The organism is Rhizobium sp. CSW-27 (genome assembly GCF_018760785.1).
Classification (GTDB): domain Bacteria; phylum Pseudomonadota; class Alphaproteobacteria; order Rhizobiales; family Rhizobiaceae; genus Neorhizobium.
The window spans coordinates 1-22738 of the sequence record NZ_JAHHZO010000001.1 but is presented as its reverse complement, the minus strand read 5'-3'; the positions used below and the strand labels follow the sequence as shown (position 1 = coordinate 22738).

The 22738-nt window shown below is 64.1% G+C and carries 22 protein-coding genes; 7 read left to right on the top strand and 15 right to left on the bottom strand.

The window, feature by feature from the left end; genetic code table 11:
• Nucleotides 1-27: 27 nt before the first annotated feature.
• The 4 genes from KLP42_RS00110 to KLP42_RS00095 form a co-directional block, all read right to left on the bottom strand.
• Entirely contained in the window at nt 28-1293 is a 1266-nt protein-coding gene (locus tag KLP42_RS00110; protein ID WP_215563645.1) for a L,D-transpeptidase family protein, read from the bottom strand.
• 229 nt (nt 1294-1522) lie between these two features.
• Nucleotides 1523-2809, bottom strand: coding sequence for a DNA polymerase IV (locus KLP42_RS00105; protein ID WP_215563643.1), 1287 nt, complete (start codon nt 2807-2809; stop codon nt 1523-1525).
• Nucleotides 2810-2929: 120 nt separating this feature from the next.
• Nucleotides 2930-3574 (bottom strand): hypothetical protein, encoded by a 645-nt coding sequence (locus tag KLP42_RS00100; protein WP_215563641.1) that lies wholly within the window; start codon nt 3572-3574, stop codon nt 2930-2932.
• Nucleotides 3571-3879: a DUF3572 domain-containing protein gene (locus KLP42_RS00095; RefSeq protein ID WP_215563639.1), complete on the bottom strand. Its 309-nt coding sequence runs from the start codon at nt 3877-3879 to the stop codon at nt 3571-3573. The genes KLP42_RS00100 and KLP42_RS00095 overlap by 4 nt, the downstream gene beginning before the upstream one ends.
• Before the next feature lie 127 nt (nt 3880-4006).
• On the opposite strand from KLP42_RS00095, the gene KLP42_RS00090 reads away from it, so the two are divergent.
• Entirely contained in the window at nt 4007-4378 is a 372-nt protein-coding gene (locus KLP42_RS00090) for a response regulator (protein WP_142880317.1), read from the top strand.
• 16 nt (nt 4379-4394) lie between these two features.
• Nucleotides 4395-5762: a PleD family two-component system response regulator gene (locus KLP42_RS00085; RefSeq protein ID WP_215563637.1), complete on the top strand. Its 1368-nt coding sequence runs from the start codon at nt 4395-4397 to the stop codon at nt 5760-5762.
• A 718-nt stretch (nt 5763-6480) separates the two neighbouring features.
• Here KLP42_RS00085 and rpmG read toward each other — a convergent pair.
• The 6 genes from rpmG to topA form a co-directional block, all read right to left on the bottom strand.
• Nucleotides 6481-6648, bottom strand: coding sequence for a 50S ribosomal protein L33 (gene rpmG, locus KLP42_RS00080; RefSeq protein WP_023512792.1), 168 nt, complete (start codon nt 6646-6648; stop codon nt 6481-6483).
• 92 nt (nt 6649-6740) lie between these two features.
• A complete protein-coding gene (locus KLP42_RS00075; protein ID WP_215563635.1) occupies nt 6741-7925 on the bottom strand; it encodes an MFS transporter in 1185 nt (394 codons plus the stop codon).
• 32 nt (nt 7926-7957) lie between these two features.
• A complete protein-coding gene (locus KLP42_RS00070; protein ID WP_353844769.1) occupies nt 7958-8491 on the bottom strand; it encodes an NUDIX domain-containing protein in 534 nt (177 codons plus the stop codon).
• 178 nt (nt 8492-8669) lie between these two features.
• Nucleotides 8670-9137, bottom strand: coding sequence for a DUF983 domain-containing protein (locus KLP42_RS00065; RefSeq protein WP_215563631.1), 468 nt, complete (start codon nt 9135-9137; stop codon nt 8670-8672).
• A 10-nt stretch (nt 9138-9147) separates the two neighbouring features.
• The gene (gene rnr / locus KLP42_RS00060; protein WP_252192716.1) at nt 9148-11469 is read right to left on the bottom strand and encodes a ribonuclease R; all 2322 of its coding nucleotides are present in this window, start codon (nt 11467-11469) and stop codon (nt 9148-9150) included.
• Between the two features lie 35 nt (nt 11470-11504).
• Entirely contained in the window at nt 11505-14177 is a 2673-nt protein-coding gene (gene topA, locus KLP42_RS00055; RefSeq protein ID WP_215563627.1) for a type I DNA topoisomerase, read from the bottom strand.
• Between the two features lie 243 nt (nt 14178-14420).
• On the opposite strand from topA, the gene KLP42_RS00050 reads away from it, so the two are divergent.
• Complete coding sequence (locus KLP42_RS00050; RefSeq protein WP_215563625.1) at nt 14421-14648, top strand: hypothetical protein; 228 nt, start codon at nt 14421-14423, stop codon at nt 14646-14648.
• Here the strand turns inward: KLP42_RS00050 and dprA are convergent.
• Genes dprA through KLP42_RS00030 form a run of 4 tightly spaced genes read right to left on the bottom strand, consistent with a single transcriptional unit; the run spans nt 14601 to nt 18633 of the window.
• Nucleotides 14601-15752, bottom strand: coding sequence for a DNA-processing protein DprA (gene dprA, locus KLP42_RS00045; RefSeq protein WP_215563624.1), 1152 nt, complete (start codon nt 15750-15752; stop codon nt 14601-14603). The two genes, KLP42_RS00050 and dprA, sit on opposite strands and share 48 nt — an antisense overlap.
• A gap of 5 nt (nt 15753-15757) precedes the next feature.
• Nucleotides 15758-16375 carry a glycerol-3-phosphate 1-O-acyltransferase PlsY gene (plsY, locus tag KLP42_RS00040; protein WP_215563622.1) on the bottom strand — a complete coding sequence of 206 codons (618 nt, stop codon included), beginning with the start codon at nt 16373-16375 and terminating at the stop codon, nt 15758-15760.
• A gap of 12 nt (nt 16376-16387) precedes the next feature.
• Nucleotides 16388-17680: a dihydroorotase gene (locus tag KLP42_RS00035; RefSeq protein WP_215563620.1), complete on the bottom strand. Its 1293-nt coding sequence runs from the start codon at nt 17678-17680 to the stop codon at nt 16388-16390.
• Nucleotides 17677-18633 (bottom strand): aspartate carbamoyltransferase catalytic subunit, encoded by a 957-nt coding sequence (locus tag KLP42_RS00030; protein ID WP_215563618.1) that lies wholly within the window; start codon nt 18631-18633, stop codon nt 17677-17679. Before KLP42_RS00030 ends, KLP42_RS00035 begins: the two co-directional genes overlap by 4 nt.
• A gap of 124 nt (nt 18634-18757) precedes the next feature.
• Between KLP42_RS00030 and KLP42_RS00025 the strand changes: the two genes are divergently transcribed.
• From KLP42_RS00025 to KLP42_RS00015, 3 genes are all read left to right on the top strand, one after another.
• A complete protein-coding gene (locus tag KLP42_RS00025; RefSeq protein WP_215563616.1) occupies nt 18758-20410 on the top strand; it encodes an acyl-CoA dehydrogenase family protein in 1653 nt (550 codons plus the stop codon).
• A 133-nt stretch (nt 20411-20543) separates the two neighbouring features.
• Nucleotides 20544-20714 (top strand): hypothetical protein, encoded by a 171-nt coding sequence (locus tag KLP42_RS00020; RefSeq protein WP_215563614.1) that lies wholly within the window; start codon nt 20544-20546, stop codon nt 20712-20714.
• The gene (locus tag KLP42_RS00015; RefSeq protein WP_215563612.1) at nt 20711-21037 is read left to right on the top strand and encodes a DUF6105 family protein; all 327 of its coding nucleotides are present in this window, start codon (nt 20711-20713) and stop codon (nt 21035-21037) included. Before KLP42_RS00020 ends, KLP42_RS00015 begins: the two co-directional genes overlap by 4 nt.
• On the opposite strand, the gene ruvX is transcribed toward KLP42_RS00015, so the two are convergent.
• Nucleotides 20980-21468, bottom strand: a complete 489-nt coding sequence (ruvX, locus tag KLP42_RS00010) for a Holliday junction resolvase RuvX (protein WP_215563610.1) — start codon at nt 21466-21468, stop codon at nt 20980-20982. The two genes, KLP42_RS00015 and ruvX, sit on opposite strands and share 58 nt — an antisense overlap.
• A 196-nt stretch (nt 21469-21664) precedes the next feature.
• Here ruvX and KLP42_RS00005 point away from each other — a divergent pair, with 196 nt between their 5' ends.
• A complete protein-coding gene (locus KLP42_RS00005; RefSeq protein WP_215563608.1) occupies nt 21665-22369 on the top strand; it encodes a metal-dependent hydrolase in 705 nt (234 codons plus the stop codon).
• Nucleotides 22370-22738: the final 369 nt, after the last annotated feature.

The window sequence follows — 22738 nt, the reverse complement described above, 5'->3', positions numbered from 1 at the left end:
GGCGCTTGCGGGCTGATCCGTCAGCGGTCAGAGATCGAGCGCGCTGTGGCCGCGATGGGTCAGCGTGATGAAGTCGGTGCCCTTAGTCGTTTCCTTCTCGGTGCCGGTATCGGTGATCGTCAGCGAGGCGCCGGTGGTCAGCAACGCGCCGATGCGCGCTTGCAGTTCTGCCGGCACATGAAGGCGGTCAAGCACGGTCTGCAGCGCCTGCGGGCCGTCCGGGGCCTCTTGCGTGATGCCGAGGCGCTGGCGTTCCTCCGGTGACAGATCGTTCGGCAGCGACAGACCCTGCCATGCCGCCGCCCGGCTTGCCGGCTCGATCCGCACGATGCTCAGAAAATGGGTGCCGAGCGCCACCTGCGGCGCGTCGAAGTCGACCGGCTCCGACAGCACGTCGGCAAAATTCTGCCGCACGATCAGCTTGCCCGCCGGCGGCCTGTCGCGTCCTGCGGAGGCCCGGAGTGCGGAGACAAGCGCCGGTGCCAGTTGCGCTCCCGTCTCCGGCAGGCCCTTCCAGCGCTTGTAGCCGGCCAGCGCCTGCCGGGTGGCAGGCCCCATGATGCCATCGGCGGTGCCGGCATCGAAGCCGAGTTCGCTCAGCATGGCCTGTATGTCGGCGATCTCGTCGCGCTCGGTTCGCCGGGTGATCAGGATGCGCACCGGCGGCTCGTCCGCACGCGCGGCCCGGTCTGGGGAGGCGGCAGGCAGGGTGTCCGCATGCGCCGTGTTCAGCGCCACGTCCACCGGATCGTCGCCGGCCGGCAGCGCGGCGTGGCGCTCGGGGGCATCGGTAAGCTGCGGCTGCGGTGGTGCAGCCGGCAGCGGCTGGAACAATGTGGCATGCCGGACGGGCCGAGGCGCCACCGGTGCGTCCGAGATCACCACATGCGTGCCGATCCCGGTCATGCCGTAGAGTGAACGGGCAAATTCCGCCGGCAGCCGCACGCAGCCATGCGAGGCGGGAAAGGCGGGCACGCTGCTTGATTCATGCAGCGCGATGCCGGACCAGGTCAGGCGCTGCATCCAGGGCATCGGAGCGTCGGAATAGATGTTGGACTTGTGGTGCCGTGCCTTCTGCAGCACCGAAAAGATGCCGGTCGGGGTCTCGTGGCCAGCCTTGCCGGTGGAGACATGCGAGGTCGCCACCACCACGCCATCCTCATAGACGGCGAGCGACTGGGTCTGGCGGGAAACGATGATCTGCAGCGTGTGCCGATCGGCGGCGTCGGCAGCCGAGGACGATATGGCAACGGTGGCAAGAAGCAGGAGACGGGCAGCGAGGCGAGGGGGCATGGCACGGCAGCGACATTATCGGGAAGGGACCATGCTAGAGGCACATGCTTAAGGAAGGGTTTCCTGTGCCGCCGCCATCCCGTGAAACTGTATCAGGACAGGCAAAGGCGGTGCATGATGCCCGGCGGCGCGGGGAGGGGGCGGCGGACCGGAGGAAGAACGCGATGCGTCGCGCCGGCCATTGCCGTGCCACTCCCTTCCGTCCCTCCGGTGTCCGGCAGGCGGTCTGCTAGGGCTTGCGCGCGCCGAAGGTATAGCCGGTTTCCACGGAGGTCTTGCCGAACTTGTCGCGCAGCTTGTCCATGGCCGCCTCGGCGGCAGCCCGGCGACCGGCCTGCCGGTCGACGAGATCGGGCGGGTCGGCGCGGTCCGGATCGGTGAGATCGGAAACGCCGATGCCGATCAGCCGGAATTTGGTGCCATCGGTTTCCCGCTCGAGAAGCGAGAGGCCGGTGCGGAAAATGCGGTCGGCAAGCTGGGTTGGATCCTCCAGCCGCCGATTGCGGGTGCGGCTGCGGAAATCGGCGGTCTTCAGCTTCAGCACCACCGTCTGCCCCGCGATCTGCTGCTTCTTCAGCCGGGTGGAGACCTTCTCCGACAGCCGGCGCAGCACCGGCACCAGATCCTCGTAGCGCGCAATGTCCTCGAAGAAGGTGGTTTCGGCCGAAACGCTCTTGGCAGGCTCGTTGGGATGGACGCTTCTATCATCGATGCCGCGCGCCAGCCGGAACAGACGCTGGCCCATGGTGCCATAGCGGCGCATCAGGTCGCTTTCCGCCATTGTCTGCAACTGCCCGATGGTGCGGATGCCGTCCGCCTCCAGCGTCGCGGCAAAGGCCTTGCCGACGCCCCAGATGGTGGTGACCGGGCGGGGCGCGAGGAAGGTCACCGCTTCCTCCCGGCCGATCACCGAAAAGCCGCGCGGCTTCTGCAGGTCGGAAGCCACCTTGGCGAGGAACTTGCAGTAGGACAGGCCGACCGAGAGCGTGATGCCGATTTCGCTTTCCACGCGGCGCACCAGCCTTGCAAGGATGCGCGCCGGCGGATCGTGGTGCAGGCGTTCGGTCCCGGAGAGATCGAGAAAGGCCTCGTCGATGGAGAGCGGCTGCACCAGTGGCGTCAGTTCCTGGAAGAGCGTGTGCACCTGCCGGCCTACCGTCGCATATTTCTCCATGTTGGGCGGAATGACGACCGCATCGGGACAGGCTTCCAGCGCCTTGAACATCGGCATGGCGGAGCGCACGCCGCTGATGCGGGCGATATAACAGGCGGTCGACACAACGCCCCGCTTGCCGCCACCGATGATCACCGGCCTGTCGGCGAGTTCCGGATTGTCGCGTTTCTCGACCGAGGCATAGAAGGCATCACAATCGATATGGGCGATGGTGAGATCATAGAGTTCCGGATGGTAGACAAGGCGCGGGCTGCCACAGGCGCGACAGCGCCGCCGGCCTTCCGGTTGACCGGTCAGGCAGTCACGACAAAAGCCGGGATCGAGGGCGGCAGGCTGCGTCATGTCCGGAACAAAGATTGAACATCACGACCATAGCCGCCTTGGCGGCCGCAGACAAGCACCGTGCTTCACCGTCGGCGCAGGTTGTGGACAGCTGGCGGCCGCCGCTGGGCAGGGCGCGCTTCAGCGCCTGGAAAAATGTCGCAGCAGATGGCCTTCCGCCTCGGGCCAGTTGCGGGCCTGAACCACATGTGGCCCGGGTTTCGGGGCATGCCGGTGCATGTCGCTTTCAGGCATAAGGTGGACGAGCAGGCATTGCGGCACGCTTTCGGCGACCGAGACATGATTGTGGGCCATGTCGTCGATGAAGGCGAGCGGCAGCGGCCGGTCGGCATGCATGTGCCGGACCACCGGCCCCTTCGGGCTTTCGGTGGCCAGCAGCGGAAAGGTGAGGTCAAGCCGGTCGAGAAGCCGGCGGCGCATCAGCGTGTAACGGGGCGGCATGGCGGTGAGGAACACCACGTCGGCGGTTTCGCCGAGCCGCTTGAGGGTGGTGACAGCGTCTCCGAACGGCGTCTGCCAGCTTTCCTGCGCCTCGAAGAAATCGAGAATCAGCTGGCTGACCAGCGCGTCCGCGAGCGGCGAGTCGTCGCGCGCGGAGACGATGTTGCCGTGCAGCCGGTAGGAGCGGGGCACCAGCCGGTGGCCGAGACTGTCGAGAAAACGTTCGAAGGGGCGCAGAAACTCCAGCACCACGTCGTCGACGTCGCAGACGGCAAGCGGCCGATCTCCAAGGCGCACATGGGCAAGGTCGACAATCTCGCTCATCCGGATTCCCCCGAATCGAGGCCCGGTCCCGAATAGTGGTGCCAGGCGGCGACCACTGCTTCCGGCTTCCAGTCCCGCGCGGCACAGAAGGCCATCAGGGTCGGTTCATGTCCCATCACGAAATCGATCATGCCGGCGAGAAAGCCGGGATCGCCGATTGCGTCGCGCAACTGGTCCACGCGCACGCCCGACAGCGCGAGAAAACGGCCGAGCATCTCCGGCTCCTCCGCAAGCCATTGCAGAATGGCGGTCGCCGTTTCTTCCGCCGGGGGAAGCGATGATGTTTTTCCTGTCTCGCGCCGCATGCTGCAACAAATTACCTTTTCTTCAACCAAATGGCTTTAGACTGTCTGAACCGAATGAATGGAATCGGCCGCAGGCGAGCTTATCTTCGCAGGATATGCTTGCAAGGCAGGATTTGGGGATGATGTTATGCCCAAGAGGGTCATGATTGTCGAAGACAACGAGCTTAACATGAAGCTCTTCCGCGACCTGATCGAGGCCTCGGGCTATGCAACGATCCAGACGCGCAATGGCATGGAGGCGCTGGATCTGGCCCGCAAGCACAAGCCGGACCTCATCCTGATGGACATCCAGCTGCCGGAAGTCTCCGGGCTGGAGGTGACGAAATGGCTGAAGGAAGACGACGAACTGCACGTCATTCCGGTCATTGCCGTCACCGCCTTCGCGATGAAGGGAGATGAGGAGCGCATTCGCCAGGGCGGATGCGAGGCCTATGTCTCCAAGCCGATTTCCGTGCCGAAGTTCATCGAGACCATCAAGACCTATCTTGGTGATGCCTGATACGGGACAAGGGTAAATGACGGCACGGATCCTGGTGGTTGACGATGTTCCGGCCAATGTGAAGCTGCTGGAAGCCAGGCTCCTTGCCGAATATTTCGACGTGCTGACGGCCTCCGGCGGCGCAGAGGCGCTCGATATCGTTGCCCGTACGCCCGTCGACATCATCCTTCTCGACGTCATGATGCCCGGCATGGACGGGTTCGAGGTCTGTGCGCGGCTGAAGGCCGATCCCCGCTCCGCCCATATCCCGGTGGTCATGGTGACCGCGCTCGACCAGCCGGCAGATCGCGTGCAGGGCCTGAAGGCCGGCGCCGACGATTTTCTCACCAAGCCGGTCAACGATCTGCAGCTCGTCTCGCGCGTGAAAAGCCTGGTGCGGCTGAAGATGCTGAGCGACGAGCTGCGCATCCGCGCCGAAACGGCACGCAAGATCGGCGTTGAAGACGCCTTCCGCCTGGATCTTGAGGACGGGCCGGGCCAGGTTCTGCTGGTCGACAGCCGTGCCGCCTCGCAGGAACGTATCGTGCGGGCCCTGAAGCCGGTGGCAGAGGTGCAGGCGCTCTCCGATCCGCAGGCGGCCCTGTTCGAGGCGGCGGAGAGCCCGGTGGATCTCGTCATCGTCAATGCCGCCGGTGAGGACTACGACCCCTTGCGGATCTGCGCGCAGCTGCGCCTGCTGGAGCGCACACGCTTCCTGCCGCTGCTGCTGGTGACCGAGACCGGCGCCGAGGACATGGTGATCCGCGCGCTGGATCTCGGCGTCAATGATTACATCATGCGTCCGATCGATCCGAACGAACTGGTGGCCCGAACGCTGACCCAGATCAAGCGCAAGCGCTACAACGACCGCCTGCGCGCCAGCCTGAGCCACTCCATAGAACTTGCCGTCACGGACGCGCTGACGGGGCTCAGCAACCGCCGCTATCTCGACAGCCACCTGAGAACGCTGTTCAACCGTGCGGCAAGCCGGACACGGCCTCTTTCGGTGTGCATCACCGATATCGACCGCTTCAAGCAGGTGAACGATACCTATGGCCACGATGCGGGCGACGAGGTGCTGCGTGAATTCGCGCGGCGCATCCGCTCCACCGTACGTGGAGCCGACCTTGCCTGCCGCTATGGCGGCGAGGAATTTGTCGTGGTGATGCCGGAAACCGATGCGGCGACCGCGGCGGTCGTTGCCGAACGGCTGCGCGCCATCATCGAAGGCGAGCCCTTCGTACTGGCGCAAGGCGCGCTCCGGCTGTCGATAACCGCCTCGCTCGGCATTGCCAGCAACGATTCCGGCATCGAGACACCGGAGCACCTGCTGAAGCAGGCCGACCGCGCCCTCTATGCGGCAAAGACTGCCGGTCGCAACCGAGTCGTGGCATCTGCCGCCTGATGATTCGCGGCTTTATTGCAAAAATGCGATAGAACCTGCCCGACGATGACGGTCCGCCCTGAACCGCAAAGCTTTGCGAAAAGTTAGACGAGAAGGCGGGCGTGCGCTGCACTATCCGATTTTTCGTATGCTTTTGACAAAAGCCTGATCTGGCGCGCGTCTTTCTTTGCGGCACATTGTCCAAAAAACACTCAGCTTTTGCCAGATTGACTCGTTGCAAAGTTGGTGTGCAATATTACTTCGCTTATTTTTGCCGGAGTATAGCAATCGGCGCACTGTTTTTAACCATGTCCTGGGGAAAAGCGGATGCCGGTTAAGAATAGGTTGATTTTCGTTCTAAATTACGCAAGTTTAGCAACAAGGCAGTTTGTTCCCGCGGGAACTCAGATACCCCATGATGCTCAGGTCCGCCGCATCTCCTGGGTCGTGGGGTCGGTCGGTCGGTTCGCATATAACGCGGTTCCTCGTGCCGCTTGCGCGCCGGCCGACCCCCTTAGCCTCCAACCCCATTTGTTTTCGCAATCGAGACATGACCGCGACGTGGTCACGCTGCCGGCGCATCCGGCCGGATGATGCGCTCAATGCAGCACGCTCCTGTGCCGAAAGCGTACTCCTGCAGATCCGGCTTGCGCCGCGCGGTGTCGCGGGCGTTCGGCCGAAACGAAAAAAGGCGCGGAGCCTGGGCGCCGCGCCTTTTTGAAGAGAGGAAACCGATCAATTACTTGATCTTGGTTTCCTTGAACTCGACATGCTTCTTGACGACCGGGTCGTACTTGGTCTTGGTCATCTTGTCCGTCATCGTACGGCTGTTCTTCGTCGTGACGTAGAAGAAACCGGTATCGGCCGTCGACAGCAGCTTGATTTTGATGGTCGTAGCTTTCGCCATGGTCTTCCTGCCTCTGAATAAAAATCAAGCCGCGGACGCCTGAGCGGTCCACGGCGAAATCTGGCGCGAAACTACAAATCGCGTCCGAAAAGTCAAGCCCGTTCTCGGCCGAAAAGCAGCCGGCATATGGATATCAGCACATAAAGGCCAAAGAAGCCCGCCAAAGCCCAGGCAAAGCCGTCATTTCCGCTGATATCGATGGCGGCGCCGATGGCCTGCGGGCCGGCAACGGTGCCGACCGCATAGCAGAAAACGAAGGCGGCATTGGCGGCAGCCAGGTCCGATCCGGTGAGTCGGGAGCCGAGATGGGCAAGGCCGACCGTGTAGAGGCCGGAGACGCAGCCGCCCCAGACCAGCAGCAGGCCGGCCATCAGCCACCAGTGGTGGATCAGGAAGGGAAGCGCAAGCGCGCCCATCAGTCCGGCGATCGCCATCAGGAACAGCATCGGCCGGCGGTCCTTCAGCCGGTCGGAAATCATGCCGAATGGGATCTGGAACACCATGTTGCCGATGCCCATCACCGTCAGCAGCAGGGCGGCATTGGCCTCCGGCAGGCCGGAGCGGTTGGCATAGACCGGAAACAGCGACAGGCCGCCGGCCTCGACGGCGCCGAACACGAAGACGGCGGCGGTCGCGGTCGGCACCAGATAGACATAGCGCAGGAAGTGCTTCTGCGGCTTTTCCTCCAGAACCGGGCTTTCGTCGCGCGCGATATAGATCGGCACGAAGGCAACCAGGATGGCGCAGGCGCCGATGATGAAAGGCAGGATACCCTCGCTGCCGATCGCCGAAAAGATCAGCGGGCCGATCGCGAAACCGACCGCCAGCACGGTGGCGTAGATGCCAAGCACAAGGCCGCGGCGGCGCGGCGGCGCTGCGGCATTGATCCAGAATTCGGAGAGGATGAACAGCGTCGTGGTGGCGCCATGGAAGGCAAGCCGCAGCGGAAACCACATCCAGAAGGCATCGGCGTAATAGAAGCCGAGCGCGCTGACGGCGGAAATCACCACGGCCCACAGCATGGTGCGGGCCACGCCGAAATCATGCGCGAGGCGGGTGGTGATCGGTGCCGCGATCATCGCCGCGACGCCGGCCATGGCCGAGTTCAGCCCGATGAGGGTGGAGGAAATGCCCCGCTTTTCGAGAATGATGCTGAGCAGAGGCAGACCGAGGCCGATGGCGATGCCGACCGCGCTGATGGCGGAGATGGCGGCAATCAGCGACGGCCAATGGATCTCTTCGGGGTGGCCCATGTTGCCGCCCGTCGCCTGGGACATCTGTCGATCCTTCGTGTAGGAATCCATTTTCTTTACAACCGCCTACGCAGAAACGCACCGTTACGATTGGTGTACACACATACATCGCTTCCAAACGGCAAAGAACGATCCGACTCAAGTGATTTTTTTAAGTCACCCAGGACGGCCAGCAGGATCTCCGGCATTTTCACGGTTTCGAGCGCATCGATTGCCAGCCAGCGCAGGTCCGTCAGTTCGTCGCTGTCTTTCATCTGCCGGTCATCGATGCTGCACTCGTCGATGAAGGCCGCGAAAAACCGGTTGTCGAAGCGTCTCGGCGCGCCGGGCGGAGTAACGGCGCGGGCGATATAACGCAGGCAGGAGAGATCCGGTGCCTGTGCCGGCCCGGCGCTGAGGCCAAGCCCGGTTTCCTCGAGCAGTTCGCGTGCGGCCGCCAGAGCCAGTGCCCGGGCGCTCGCAGCCGACAGCAGGCGCCTGCCATCCCGCTGCAGCCGCGCCAGCACCTGAGGGTGAAGATCGCGCGCGAAGGGCAGGGCGTGGTCGCGCGGGTCGCGCCGGCCGCCAGGCACCACGTAGAGATCGGGCATGAAGACATGGCCGCTGCCACGCCGGCCGACAAGGATGCGACAGATGCTGCTGCTGCGGTCGACGAGGATGAGCGAGGCGGAAGGGTGCGGACGCAGTCTCGCCGCAGCCCCGGTCGAAGCGGCAGAGGGTCCGACAGGGCCTGGCGCGCCGGCCCCGCTGGTCATGCGGCCGATCCGGTCATGCGCCGTGACCGCCACGGCCGGGATCGACGCTCTCGTCCTCCTGGCCGAAGCCGTGCATGCGCAGCGCCCATTGCAGACCGATCACGCCTCCCTTGATCGGCTGCATGGAGGCAAGCGCGGTCAGGATGGTGATCGGCGTCCAGATGGCGAGATGCGTCCACATCGACAGCTGCCAGACCATGTCCGTCATCATGAAGCCGCCGACCGTGACATGGCCGATGACGAAGATGACGAGATAGGGCGGCAGGTCGTCGGCCCGGTGATGGAACATTTCCTCGCCGCAGGCCGCACAGCGATCGACGGGCTTGAGGAAGCGGCCGAAGAGGCGCCCCTTGCCGCAATTGGGACAGGTGCATTTCAGGCCGCGCAGGATGGACTGGCCAAGCGGACGTTCCGGGCGATCGGGGCTGCCGTAGCGAATGGGCTGAGCCGGGCCGTGGGCATGATCGCTCGAAACTGTCATCGCTGTTCTCCTATCGGCCGCGCCGTGGCGGACGGGTTCCGGGTTTTCGTGCGGCGGTGCGGCCGCGCCGTCCAGACTTGTGGAAGGAACGGGTCGCCGCGCCCATCTTCTGGCCCTCGCTCAGCATCTCGAAGCGCAGGGCGCCGGCAAGAGGGATCGCCTCCGCCAGCTTAACATCCACCGCGTCACCAAGCTGATAACCGAGGCCGGTCTTGTCGCCGATCAGGGCCTGCCGGCTTTCGTCGTAGTGGAAATAATCATTGCCGAGCGTAGATATGGGCACGAAACCGTCGGCGCCATAGGTAGGCAGCGTGACAAAAAGTCCCGCCTTGGTAACACCGGAGACGCGGCCCTCGAATTCCTGTCCGACGCGCTCGGCGAGATGATGGGCGATCAGCCGGTTGATCGTATCGCGTTCGGCGGCCATGGCGCGTCGTTCGAAGGTCGAGATTTCGGCGGCGATGTCGTCGAGCTGGCCTTCTTCCTCCGGCGTGATCCCGCCTTCGCCAAGCCCCAGCGAGCCGACGAGCGCGCGGTGCACGATAAGGTCTGCATAACGGCGGATCGGCGAGGTGAAATGCGCGTATTTCATCAGGTTGAGGCCGAAATGGCCGATATTCTCCGGGCTGTAGACCGCCTGGCTCTGGCTGCGCAGCACCATTTCGTTGACCATCACCTGATGCGGCGTGTCTTCGGCCTTGGCAAGGATGCCGTTGAACGAGTTGGAGCGCATCTGCCCGCCCTTGGCCATCGAGATGCCGAGCGTCGCCAGGAACTCGCGCAGCACCTCCTGCTTGGCAAGGGTGGGGGCGTCGTGGATGCGGTAGATCAGCGGCTGGCGCTTCTTCTCCAGCGTTTCGGCGGCGCACACATTGGCCTGGATCATCATTTCCTCGATCAGCTTGTGGGCGTCGAGGCGTTCGGGGATGATAACTTTATCGACCGTGCCGTCCGGCTTCAGCAGGATCTTGCGCTCCGGCATGTCGAGTTCGAGCGGCTGGCGGCGGTCGCGGCCGCGCTTCATGATCGCATAGGCGTTCCACAGCGGCTTCAGGATGGGGTCGAGCAGCGGGCCTGTCTTGTCATCCGGCTTGCCGTCGATCGCCGCCTGTGCCTGCTGATAGGAGAGTTTTGCCGCGCTCTTCATCATGATGCGGTGGAAGGTGTGGCTCGCCTTGCGGCCCTCCTTCGAAAAGACCATGCGCACGGCAAGCGCCGGCCGGTCCTCGCCCTCGCGCAGCGAGCAGAGGTTGTTGGAGATCCGCTCCGGCAGCATCGGCACGACGCGGTCGGGGAAATAGACGGAATTGCCGCGCTTCAGCGCCTCGCGGTCGAGCTGCGAGCCGGTGCGGACATAATAGGAGACATCCGCAATCGCGACGGTGACGATCACGCCGCCTTCATTGTCGGGCGAGGGGTCCGGTTCGGCATAGACCGCATCGTCATGGTCCTTGGCGTCCGCCGGGTCGATGGTGACGAGCGGCAGGTCGCGCCAGTCCTCGCGCTTCACCATGCTGGCGGGCCTGGCGTCTTCCGCCTCGTCCATCACCTGTTTCGGGAAGATGTGCGGAATGCCATGCGAATAGATGGCGATCATCGAGATCGCCTTTTCCGAGGCGACCGAGCCGACAACGGAGAGAACCTTGGCGCGCGTCAGTCCAAAACGGTTGCCGCGCAGCACGTCCGCCTCGATCAGGTCGCCATCCTTCGCCTCGCCGAGATCGGCGGCAGCGATCTGCATCTCCTCGCCGCGCCGGTCGATCGGCAGAAGGCGCGCGCCGCCCTCCGGCATCAGGCGGATGACGCCGAGTGCTGCATTGCGGTGCTTGTCGATGATTTTCACGACACGCGCCGTATAGGCCGGGCCGGTGCGATCCTTGTTGGGGAAAATCTTAGCAAGCACCCGGTCGCCAAGGCCGGCGGCAGGCGCTTTCGCCTTGCTGCGATTGTCGGAGGACTGACGGATCAGCACGGCCGGCGCGACACCCTGGTCCTCCAGCCACTCGGCGGGACGGGCGATCAGTTCGCCATCCTTGTCGCGGCTGGTGATGTCGAGCACCGTCATCGGCGGCAGGGCGCCCGGCCGCGTCAGCGCCTTGCGGCTTTTCTGCAGCAGACCCTCGTCTTCAAGGTCGCGCAGCAGATCCTTGAGTTCGACGCGCGTATCGCCCTTCAGGCCGAAGGCCTTGGCGATCTCGCGCTTGGTGGCGCGATCCGGATTGTCGGCGATGAATGCGAGCAGCACCTCGCGCGGCGGAACCACGCCCTGCACGATGATCGACCGGTCACCGGAAGCGGCCAGCTCCGCGCGAAGGGCAGCCTTGCGGCTCAGGGGTTGGGAGGGCTTGGCTTCGCGCGGATTCTTGCTCACGTTCCTGTCTTCTTCGTTTTCGCGGCGGCCTTGGGCTTGGCCGCAGCCTTCGCCCTGCTCGCGGTCTTCTTCACCGGCTTTGCCGCATCCTCGTCGGCGGATGCCGTCTTTGCCTTGGCGGGCGCCTTGGCGGCCTTGCCCTTGGCGGCGGGCGTCTTGCCGGCCTTTTCGGTCAGAAGCGCCAGCGCCTCCTCCACCGTCACACTCTGCGGGTCCTTGCCCTTCGGCAGCGTGGCATTGACCTTGCCCCAGTTGATATAGGGGCCGTAGCGGCCTTCACGCACCGTCATGGCGCCGCCTGCCGGATGGTTGCCAAGTTCCTTCAGCGCGGCCGTGCCGGCGCGCGCCCGTCCACCGCCCTTGCTCTGCTTTTCCGCCAGAACGGTGACGGCGCGGTTGAGGCCGATCGAGAAGACGTCCTCGACGCTTTCCAGATTGGCATAGGTGCCGTCATGCAGCAGGAAGGGGCCATAGCGTCCGATGCCGGCGGAAATCATCTTGGCCGTCTCCGGGTGCTGGCCGACATCGCGCGGCAGGTTGATCAGCGCCATCGCCTTCTCGTGGTCGATGTCCTCCGGCTTCCAGCCGCGCGGCAGGGAGGCGCGCTTGGCCTCCTTGCCGTCGCCACGCTGGATGTACGGTCCGAAACGGCCGGAGCGCAGCGTCAGTTCCTCGCCGGTCATCGGATCGGTGCCGAGCGCCTTCGGTTCATTCAGGGCAGAGGCCTCCGCCTCTGCGCCGTCGGAGGAGAGCTGGCGGGTATAGTTGCAGTCCGGATAGTTTGAACAGCCGACGAAGGCGCCGTACTTGCCGAGCTTCAGCGAAAGGTTGCCGGTGCCGCAGACCTGGCAGATGCGCGGGTCCGAACCGTCCTCCCGCTTCGGGAAGACGAGCGGCGCGAGCGCCTCGTTCAGCGCATCGAGCACATTGGTGACGCGTAGTTCCTTGGTGTCCTCGATCTGGGCGAAGAAATCCTGCCAGAAATCGCGCAGAACCTGCTTCCAGTTCAGTTCGCCGGCGGAAATCCGGTCGAGCTTTTCCTCGAGGTCGGCGGTGAAGTCATATTCCACATACTTCGTGAAGAAGTTCTCGAGGAAGGCCGTGACAAGGCGGCCCTTGGAATGGGGAATGAGCTTGCGCTTCTCGACGACGATGTATTCGCGGTCGCTCAGCGTCTTCAGCGTCGCCGCATAGGTGGAAGGGCGGCCGATGCCAAGCTCTTCCATCTTCTTGATCAGCGAGGCTTCCGAATAGCGCGGCGGCGGCTCTGTGAAATGCTGGCTGGAATTGACCTTGTTCTTGTCCAGCTTTTCGCGGGCGTTGATTTCCGGCAGGCGGCCGTCCTCATCGTCCTCGCCGCCTTCGCCATCCTCGCGGTGATCCATATAGGCGGCCAGGAAGCCGTCGAAGCGGATGACGGAGCCGACGGCGCGCAGACCGGCGCGGTCTGCGCCATTTGCCGCAGCAATCTCCACGGTCGTGCGCTCCATCTCGGCGGAAGCCATCTGGCTGGCGATGCCACGCTTCCAGATCAGTTCGTAGAGGCGCAGCTGGTCGCTGTCGAGGAAACGGCGCACCTTGTCCGGCGAGCGGTTGAAATCGGTCGGGCGAATGGCTTCGTGCGCTTCCTGGGCGTTCTTGGCCTTGGTGGAATAGAAGCGGGCCTTTTCCGGCAGGTAGCGTTCGCCGAACTGGTCGCCGATGGCGCGGCGTGCCGCATCGATCGCTTCCGGTGCCATCTGGACGCCGTCGGTACGCATATAGGTGATGAGACCGACCGTCTCGCCGCCGATATCGACGCCTTCGTAGAGTTTCTGCGCCACCTGCATGGTGCGCGACGCGGAGAAGCCGAGATTGGAGGAGGCGGCCTGCTGCAGGGTCGAGGTGGTGAAGGGCGGGCCGGGATTGCGCTTGACGGGCTTTGCCTCGACGGAGTCCACCGTATAGACCGCGCCTTCCAGCAGCGCCTTGAGGCGGCCGGCATCCTCGCCGTTCTTCACGCCACGCGGCGGCAAGCGCTTGCCGTCGGCAGAAACGAGCTTGGCCTCGAACTGGTCACCACGCGGCGTCTTCAGGAGGGCGGAAATGTTCCAGTATTCTTCCGGAACGAAACGTTCGATCTCGCTTTCACGGTCGCAAACCAGCCTGAGGGCCACCGACTGGACGCGACCGGCGGAGCGGGCGCCCGGCAGCTTGCGCCACAGCACCGGCGACAGGTTGAAGCCGACGAGATAATCCAGCGCGCGGCGGGCGAGATAGGCATCCACCAGCGCGATATCGATGTCGCGCGGATTGGCCATGGCATCCAGCACCGCCTTCTTGGTGATGGCGTTGAAGACGACGCGCTTGACGGGCTTGTCGCCGATCACCCGCTTCTTCTTGAGAAGATCCAGCACATGCCAGGAGATCGCTTCGCCCTCGCGATCCGGGTCGGTCGCGAGAAAGAGGCCGTCCGAGCCCTTCACGGCATCGGCAATGTCCTTCATCCGCTTGGCAGACGCGCCATCGACCTCCCAGGACATTTCGAAATCCTGGTCGGGAAGCACCGAGCCGTCCTTGGCCGGCAGGTCGCGTACATGGCCAAAGGAAGCGAGAACCTTGTAGCCGGAGCCAAGATATTTGTTGATCGTCTTGGCCTTGGCAGGAGATTCTACAACTACAACATTCATCTCTGTTCTCTGAAACGGCGCAAGGTCGGTCATGAACGCAGGGACCTTGCCGGGAAACTGACCTCCCGACATGGAGGGCCTTTCGCCTGCGGTCAAGGGGGGCGCCATATTTTCTCGATGCGGGAATGCAACCACTAGAAGATTTATTGTTGGTTGCAATTTTCAATGGTGTGTGTAAATTTGCGAGCATGTCGCATATATTGCACGCATAACGTGAGTGTTTGTCGGATAGAAAGTGAACCCATGACGTCGAATCGCGGCAGGACAGGACGCAGTGACAGCTTCGAGACCTTTGCCTATATCCGCCAGATGCTCGGAGAGCTTCGCGTGGTGGCGGATCGGGAAGGGGCCGACATGCTCTGCTATCTGATCGAGATGGCCTATGTCGAGGCCGGTGACCTGCAGATCGGTCGCCGACGCCTCTCAATCGATCATGGACAGGGAGACAAGTCCCCCGACATGCCGGTGTAGGCGACCGGCCAGATCGAGTTCCAGCAGCACGAGATAGACCGTCGCGGCGGGAAGAGCGGTATGACGGATGATGTCGTCGATCTCCACCGGCGTCGGACCGAGCGCCGAAGCGATCCTCTGGCGATCGCTGTCGTCGGGCGGCAGCATGAGATCGGGCGAGCGCTCGCCGCCAGGTTCGTCGATCACCCTGTCCTCCAGAAGGTCGAGTTGGGAAAGCGGCGCAAGGGCCTCGATGACGTCGCTGGCGCTGGTGGTCACGGTGGCGCCCTGCTTCAGCAGGCCGTTGGTGCCCTGGCAGCGCGGATCGAGCGGCGAGCCCGGCACGGCAAACACCAGGCGACCGAAATCGCCGGCAAGACGCGCCGTGATCAGCGAGCCGGATCGTTCTGCCGCCTCCACCACGACGACGCCGAGCGAGATGCCGGCAATCAGCCGGTTGCGGCGGGGAAAATCGCGGGCTCGCGGCTCCCAGCCGAAGGGCATTTCGCTGACGGACAGGCCGCGCCCGCCAGTGATCTCGTCGAGTAGCGGCAGGTTTTCCGGCGGGTAGGGCTGGTCGAGGCCACCTGCGAGCACCGCGATGGTGCCGGTCTCCAGGCTCGCCCGGTGAGCAGCCGTATCGATGCCGCGCGCGAGGCCCGAGGTGATGGTATAGCCGGCACGGCCGCAATCGCGGGCCAGCATGGCGGCGAACTTGGCGCCGCTGATCGAGGCATTGCGCGAACCGACGATGCCGACGGAAGGAGCGGCGGCCACCGAGGCGTCGCCCTTGATGGCCAGAAGCGGGGGCGCCCCGTCGATCTGGCGCAGTGCGGGCGGATAGTCCGGCTCGCCGATGCCGACGAGACGGGCGCCGAAGCGGCGGGCGCGTTCCAGTTCCCGTTCCGCATCGTCCACCGATGCAATGCGGATGCTGCGCGAGGCACCGCCGCGGCGTGACAATTCCGGCAGGGCCTGCAGAGCCGCCTCCGCCGAGCCGAAATGGTTGATGAGATCGCGAAAGGTCGACGGGCCGACATTGTCGCTGCGGATCAGCCTGAGCCAGGCGATCCTCTGTTTGTCCGTCAGCGCAATTCCCGGTCGCCTTGCGCTGTCGGATGGCATGCCCCTTAGCCCTTCTGGCCGATCCTGCTTTCGGTGCCGTTGATCAGCCGCTCGATGTTTGCCTTGTGCTTCCAGTAGGAGATCACGGTCATCACGGCCATGACGAGCGCAATCTTCTGTTCGCCTACTATCCACAATGCAACCGGAACGACAAGGGTTGCAACCAGAGCGGAGAGCGACGAGTAGCGGCTGAGCTTGGCGACCGTCAGCCAGACGAAGGCGAAGACGAGGACCATGGCGGGTGCGACGCCGAGAAGGGTGCCGATGTAGGTGGCAACGCCCTTGCCCCCCTTGAAACCGAGCCAGACGGGAAAGAGGTGGCCGATAAAGGCGGCAAAGCCGCCGAGGATCGCCGCTTCGGGGCCCCACAGCGCGCCGGCCAGCAGGGCGCCGGCCGTGGCCTTGAAGGCATCGAGCAGCAGCGTGGCGGCGGCAAGCTTCTTGTTGCCGGTGCGCAGCACGTTCGTTGCGCCGATATTGCCGGAGCCGATCGAGCGGATATCGCCGAGGCCGGCCGCCTTGGTCAGCAGCAGGCCGAAGGGGATCGAGCCGAGCAGGTAGCCGAAGGCCAGCGCCGACAGGGCGGTGGCAAGCGTGATCTGCCAGGTGAAGAGTTCGGACATGCGGAAATCTCCTCAGAGCGAGTGAACGAGACGGCCGCCCACATAGGTGGCGACGGCACGGCCGCTGAAGCGGGCCTCGTCAAAGGGCGTGTTCTTCGAGCGCGACACGATCATGTCCTTCGACACGAGCCACGGCTCATCGAGATCGATCAGCGCGATATCGGCCCGCGCTCCGGGCTTCAACGTACCGGCCTCCAGACCGAAGATCTCGGCGGGGCGGGTGGAGAGGGCATCGATCAGGCGCATCAGCGGCACCCGGTCGGCATGGTGAAGGCGAAGGGCAGCCGACAGCATGGTCTCCAGCCCGATCGCGCCATCGGCCGCATCGGCGAAGGGCAGGCGCTTGGTATCGACATCCTGCGGATCATGCGAGGAGACGATGATGTCGATCGTGCCGTCGGCCAGCGCATCGACCATGGCCTGGCGGTCGTCCTCGGTTCTGAGTGGCGGCGACAGCTTGAAGAAGGTGCGGTATTCGCCGATGTCGTTCTCGTTGAGCGACAGGTGGTTGATGGAGATGGCCGAGGTTGCCTTTGCGCCGCGGGCGCGCGCCGTGCGCAGCGCCTGCGCCGATTCCGGTACGGAAATCTTGGCGGCATGGTAGCGTGCGCCGGTGAGTGCGGCGATGCGCAGGTCGCGTTCGAGCGGGATCAGTTCCGCCTCGCGCGGTGCGCCGGAAAGGCCGAGCCAGCTGGCAAACAGGCCTTCGTTCATCACGCCGTTGACGGCGAGATAGGGATCGCGCGCCTCCAGCGACACCACGGCGCCGAATTCGCGCGCATAGGTCATGGCGCGGCGCAGCACCTGTGTGTCGGCAAGCGCGTGGCGCCCCTGCGTGAAAGCCACCGCGCCGGCTGCCTTCAGCATGCCGATCTCGGTCATTTCCTCGCCCTTCAGGCCACGCGTCAGGGCGGCGGCCGGATGGACGTTGATGAGCGCCTTGTCGCGCGCCGTCTTCTTGACGAATTCGATGAGGGCGATGTCGTCCAGCACCGGATCGGTGTCCGGCATCATGATCATGCTGGTGACGCCGCCGGCGGCGGCGGCGCGGCTCGCCGATTCGATGGTTTCGCGATGTTCCGCGCCCGGTTCTCCGATGAAGACATGCGCATCGACGAGGCCGGGGGTCGCCACGAGACCACGGCAATCCTTCACCTCCGCCCCCTCGGGCATGCCCTGGTTACGGGCATCCGCACCGGCGGCGAGGATCATGCCATCGGCGCCGACGATGATCGTGCCGGTTTCATCAAGACGGCGGGAGGGATCGACGATGCGGACGTCGGTCAGGACAAGCGGCTTCATCATGCACCCATTCCTTCGCTTCTCGGTCCCTGGTTCTGCGAGACCAGCAGGGCTTCCATCACCGCCATGCGCACGGCGACCCCCATCTCCACCTGGCTTTCGATCACGCTCTGCGGGCCGTCGGCCACTTCGGAAGCGATTTCCACGCCGCGGTTCATCGGTCCCGGATGCATGACGAGCGCATCCTCCCGGGCCGCCTTCAGCTTTTCGGCATCGAGGCCGTAGAAGTGGAAGTATTCGCGCACGGAGGGCACAAAGGAGCCGGCCATGCGCTCGCGCTGCAGGCGCAGCATCATCACCACATCGGCATCCTTCAGCCCCTCTTCCATCGAGTGGAAGACCTCGACGCCCATCTGGGCGATGCCCGACGGCAGAAGCGTGGAGGGGGCGACGACGCGCACCCGTGCCCCCATGGCGTTGAGCAGCAGGATGTTGGAGCGTGCGACGCGCGAATGCAGAACGTCGCCGCAGATCGCGACGATGATGCGCGACAGCTTGCCCTTGGCGCGGCGGATCGTCAGCGCATCCAGCAGCGCCTGCGTCGGATGCTCATGCTGGCCGTCGCCGGCATTGACGACCGAGCAGCCGACCTTCTGCGCGAGAAGGGCGGCGGCCCCGGCGGAGGAATGGCGCACGACGAGCACGTCCGGCCGCATGGCGTTCAGCGTCATGGCCGTGTCGATCAGCGTTTCGCCCTTCTTGACCGAAGAGTTTCCGACCGACATGTTCATCACATCGGCGCCAAGACGCTTGCCCGCGAGTTCGAAAGAGGATTGCGTTCGGGTCGAGGCTTCGAAGAAGAGATTGATCTGGGTCAGTCCGCGCAGCGTCGAGGTTTTCTTTTCTCTTTGCCGGCTGATCTTGACCGCCTCGTCTGCCTTGTCGAGAAGGAAGGTGATGTCCTGCTCGGTCAGGCCCTTGATTCCGAGGAGATGGCGGTGGGGAAAGAAGACCACGAAATTTGTCCTCCGCTGGTTTCCCGCGGTCTATAGAGACTGAGCGCGGGAGGGGCAAGCGGAGCAGATGACCAGACGATCCGTTGCGCATGCAATTTCCCGAGAATTCGTTTAGAAGCAGCCTATGAATCAGATGACCCGGACCGAAGACACCCTTACCGAGCTGAACCAGCCAGGCCTCTGGTCCGGTATCAACGCCTACCGCACCGATCCGCTGATGGTGGATCTGACGGCCGGGCTGCACCGTGCCGTGCGCGAGGAATTCGATGCGCTTGGCCGTTACGTCACCTCGCCTGAAGCGCAGGAACTGGCGCGGATGGCGAATGAAAATCCGCCGAAGCTGAAGACGCACGGCCCGCGCGGCGAGCGGCAGGACCTGGTGGAATACCATCCCGCTTGGCATGCGCTGATGCGCCGCTCCATGTCGACCGGCCTCAATTCCTCGATCTGGGAAAATGCCGCCGAATCGCGCAATGCCCAGCACCGGGCGCGCGCCGCCCGTTTCTATCTGACGGCGCAGCTCGAATGCGGGCATCTGTGCCCGCTGACCATGACCAGCGCCTCGGTGGCGGCGATGATGGCCTCGCCGCGCGTCCACAAGGAATGGGCGCCGCGCGTTCTGTCGCGCAAATACGATTCGTCCAACCGTCCGGCGATGCAGAAAAGCGCGATCACAATCGGCATGGGCATGACGGAAAAGCAGGGTGGCACGGATGTGCGCGCCAACCGCTCCACCGCCGAGCGGGTGGGAGAGGGCGTCTATCGCCTTTCCGGCCACAAGTGGTTCATGTCGGCGCCGATGAGTGACGCCTTCGTGATGCTGGCGCGCACCAATGAAGGGATCGGCTGCTTCCTCGTGCCGCGCCTGCTGGAGGACGGCACCGCCAACGGCCTGCAGTTCCAGCGGCTGAAGGACAAGCTCGGCAACCGTTCCAATGCGTCCTCCGAGGTCGAGTTCACCGATGCCTTCGGCTATCTGCTCGGCGATGCGGGCGGCGGCATCCGCACCATTCTCGACATGGTGACGCTGACCAGGCTTGATTGCGCGCTGGCCTCTGCCGGCATCATGCGCGCCTCGCTGGCGGAGGCCGTGCATCATTGCCGCGGCCGCAGCGTGTTCGGCAAGAACCTCATCGACCAGCCGCTGATGACGCGGGTATTGGCCGACATGGCGCTCGATGTCGCGGCCGCAACCGCGCTCGCCTACCGGCTGGCGGAAGCCTTCGACAAGGCGGGCAGCAACCCGACCGACGCGGCCTATGCCCGCGTCATGACGCCGGTCATCAAGTACTGGGTCTGCAAGATCGCGCCCTCGCTGATCTACGAGGCGATGGAGTGCCTGGGCGGCAATGGCTATGTCGAGGAACGGCCGCTGGCGCGCCATTACCGTGAAGCCCCGGTCAATGCGATCTGGGAAGGCTCTGGCAATGTGATGGCGCTCGACGTGCTGCGCGTGATGGATCGCGGCCGTGATCTGTTCGACCTGGTGCTGGGCGGCATCGAGCGGGATCTGGGGCCGAGCGGGCGCAAGACGACCGACGTGCTGCGCGCGGCCATGGCGCTGGCGGAACGTGACGAGGGCGCTTCGCGCCTGCTGGTGGAGCAACTGGCGCTGGCGGCCGGTGCCGCCGAACTGTTCCGTCTGGGGGCCGGCAAGATCGCCGATGCCTTCCTCGAGACACGCCTCGCCGGCGGCTGGCGCACCACCTATGGCATGCTCGATTCGCGCTTCGACGCATCCTATATCGTCGACCTTCTCTATCCGGCGGCGACCTGAGCGTTCGGCGTAGAAATCCACGATTTGCGGCGTTTTCGCCCCGCGGTTAACCATGCCGCGGGGTTTTCGTTGCGCGGCAGGCTCCGGCCCTTAAGGTGGCGTTAACGGATCGTTAACCACGCATGAGGCGCCGGTGTCGGGATATAGCCCTTACAGTTTTGCGTTGCTCGTCGGAGCACTCGTCTTCTTTTCGGCGCTGGCGCTCAACATTGCCGTGCCGGCGCTGGTGCTGTCCGGCATGGCGCTGATGCGCCGGCTGCTTCTGACTCTCGATCGCCCCGTGCCGCAAGGAGTGCCCGCATGAAATGGTTCCTGATTCTGTGGGCGGGTCCCGTGGCGCTGCTCGGCCTGTGGTACGGGCTTTCCTATTACGACATGAGCTTCGGCTTCTTCATGCTGACGCGCAAGACGCATGATCTGGTGTTCCAGATTTATGGCAACATCCTCGGCATTCCGCCGCAGGACCTGCCGCCGATGGTCGCACGCGCGATTGCCTTCGACAGCCTGATCGTCCTGTCCATCGTGCTGTTTCGCAAGCGGCGCGCCATTGCCACCTGGTGGCGGGCGCGTCAGGCCTCGGTGCCGCGGCTGGCGGCCAGCGAAGAGAGCCTGTCCAGCGCGCCCTGAAGGATGAAGCTCGCGGCGGCCGAATCGATGCGCTCCTTCCGCTTTGCCCGCGACACGTCCATTTCCAGCAGCGCCCGCTCGGCGGCAACCGTCGACAGCCGCTCGTCCCAGAAGATGAAGGGAATATCGGTCTTTTCGCCCATGCTGCGCACGAAGGCGCGGGTGGCCTGAACGCGCGGGCCGGCGGAGCCGTCCATGTTCATAGGCAGGCCGATGACGAAGGCGGCTACCTTTTCCCGCGCGGCAAATTCCAGCAGCACCTCGGCATCCTGGGTAAATTTTACACGCTTCAGCACCGGCCGCGGCGAGGCGAAGCGGCGACCGAGATCGGACATGGCCAGACCGATCGTCTTCGTGCCGAGGTCGAGGCCGGCAATGGCCTGTCCGGGCTGCAGCGTGGCCGCCAGTTCCTCGATGGTCAACGATGCCATGTCCGCTCCCCCTTGCCGGTCTTCGTCTTCACGATAACTTCCATTTATCGGCCCGTTGCCGATGTGCTAACCCATGCGGCACGCCGAGATCCGCAGCCAGCGGTTCGGCGTAGAGCCGCAATGTCAGAGCAGACTGTCACCGCTCGGTCCGGCCGAGCCATCACATCAATTTATCGAGGAAACAAGGAGATTTTCCATGAAGATCACCTGGCTTGGCCACGCGGCCTTCCGGATTGAAACTGCCGGTGCAAAAATCCTGATCGACCCCTTCCTGAGCTACAATCCGTCCTTTGCGGATCAGGATCGCAAGGCCGTGGCCGAAGGGATTACCCATATTCTCCTGACCCACGGCCATGGCGACCATGTGGGCGACACCGTGGCGCTTGCCAACGAGACCGGTGCCGTGGTCCTTGCCAATGCCGATCTCGCCGCCTGGCTCGGGGCCAAGGGCGTCAAGAAGATCGAGATGGGCAATACCGGCGGCACGGTGAACCTCGGCAGCTTTACCGCCACCTTCACCCAGGCGCTGCACTCTTCCGCCCAGATCACCGAGGACGGCGTGTCGCATTGCCTCGGCAATGCCAACGGCCTGATGCTGCATTTCGAAGACGAACCCTCGCTGCTGCACATGGGCGATACCGACATCTTCACCGATATGGGCCTGATCAACGAGCTGCACCAGCCGGATATCGGCCTCGTGCCGATCGGCGACCGCTTCACCATGGGCGGCGCCGTGGCAGCCCTTGCCTGCCAGCGCTTCTTCGATTTCAAGCACGCCATTCCCTGCCATTACGGCACCTTCCCGATCATCGACCAGACGCCGGAGACCTTCGTGAAGGGCATGGAAGGGCTGAAAACACGGGTGGAGACGCCGAAGGTTGGAACGGTCCTGACCTTCTAATCGTTCGCCTTCGGGCTGCGGTCCCGAATGGGGCTGCAGCCATGCCGGGTCGGCCATGCTGTCGAACTCGGATTTCGGCTGGCTTCCTCGGTTCTCTGCCACAAAAAAGTACAGTTGCCTGCCATCAATCTGCCAGGGTCTCCCGGTGATCGAAGGACTGTTGACGTGCGCAGATATGCTTTTCTGGTCCTGCTGAGCCTGATCCTGCCGGTACATGCCATGGCAGCTTCTTCACTGCTGGCTAGAGCGGTTCCCTGACTGAATGAATCTTCGGGTCTTTGCAAATCAGCGATGTTCTGATTCAAACTATCTGCCGATGGAGGTCGGCAGATATGTCAAAAGCTCTCTCTGTTGATCTGCGAGTTCGCG

Coding starts and splice junctions, on each gene's coding strand:
- KLP42_RS00110 (WP_215563645.1), bottom strand. CDS start 1,293: ATGCCCCCTCGCCTCGCTGCCCGTCTCCTGCTTCTTGCCACCGTTGCC.
- KLP42_RS00105 (WP_215563643.1), bottom strand. CDS start 2,809: ATGACGCAGCCTGCCGCCCTCGATCCCGGCTTTTGTCGTGACTGCCTG.
- KLP42_RS00100 (WP_215563641.1), bottom strand. CDS start 3,574: ATGAGCGAGATTGTCGACCTTGCCCATGTGCGCCTTGGAGATCGGCCG.
- KLP42_RS00095 (WP_215563639.1), bottom strand. CDS start 3,879: ATGCGGCGCGAGACAGGAAAAACATCATCGCTTCCCCCGGCGGAAGAA.
- KLP42_RS00090 (WP_142880317.1), top strand. CDS start 4,007: ATGCCCAAGAGGGTCATGATTGTCGAAGACAACGAGCTTAACATGAAG.
- KLP42_RS00085 (WP_215563637.1), top strand. CDS start 4,395: ATGACGGCACGGATCCTGGTGGTTGACGATGTTCCGGCCAATGTGAAG.
- rpmG (WP_023512792.1), bottom strand. CDS start 6,648: ATGGCGAAAGCTACGACCATCAAAATCAAGCTGCTGTCGACGGCCGAT.
- KLP42_RS00075 (WP_215563635.1), bottom strand. CDS start 7,925: ATGTCCCAGGCGACGGGCGGCAACATGGGCCACCCCGAAGAGATCCAT.
- KLP42_RS00070 (WP_353844769.1), bottom strand. CDS start 8,491: ATGCCCGATCTCTACGTGGTGCCTGGCGGCCGGCGCGACCCGCGCGAC.
- KLP42_RS00065 (WP_215563631.1), bottom strand. CDS start 9,137: ATGACAGTTTCGAGCGATCATGCCCACGGCCCGGCTCAGCCCATTCGC.
- topA (WP_215563627.1), bottom strand. CDS start 14,177: ATGAATGTTGTAGTTGTAGAATCTCCTGCCAAGGCCAAGACGATCAAC.
- KLP42_RS00050 (WP_215563625.1), top strand. CDS start 14,421: ATGACGTCGAATCGCGGCAGGACAGGACGCAGTGACAGCTTCGAGACC.
- dprA (WP_215563624.1), bottom strand. CDS start 15,752: ATGCCATCCGACAGCGCAAGGCGACCGGGAATTGCGCTGACGGACAAA.
- plsY (WP_215563622.1), bottom strand. CDS start 16,375: ATGTCCGAACTCTTCACCTGGCAGATCACGCTTGCCACCGCCCTGTCG.
- KLP42_RS00035 (WP_215563620.1), bottom strand. CDS start 17,680: ATGATGAAGCCGCTTGTCCTGACCGACGTCCGCATCGTCGATCCCTCC.
- KLP42_RS00025 (WP_215563616.1), top strand. CDS start 18,758: ATGAATCAGATGACCCGGACCGAAGACACCCTTACCGAGCTGAACCAG.
- KLP42_RS00015 (WP_215563612.1), top strand. CDS start 20,711: ATGAAATGGTTCCTGATTCTGTGGGCGGGTCCCGTGGCGCTGCTCGGC.
- ruvX (WP_215563610.1), bottom strand. CDS start 21,468: ATGGCATCGTTGACCATCGAGGAACTGGCGGCCACGCTGCAGCCCGGA.
- KLP42_RS00005 (WP_215563608.1), top strand. CDS start 21,665: ATGAAGATCACCTGGCTTGGCCACGCGGCCTTCCGGATTGAAACTGCC.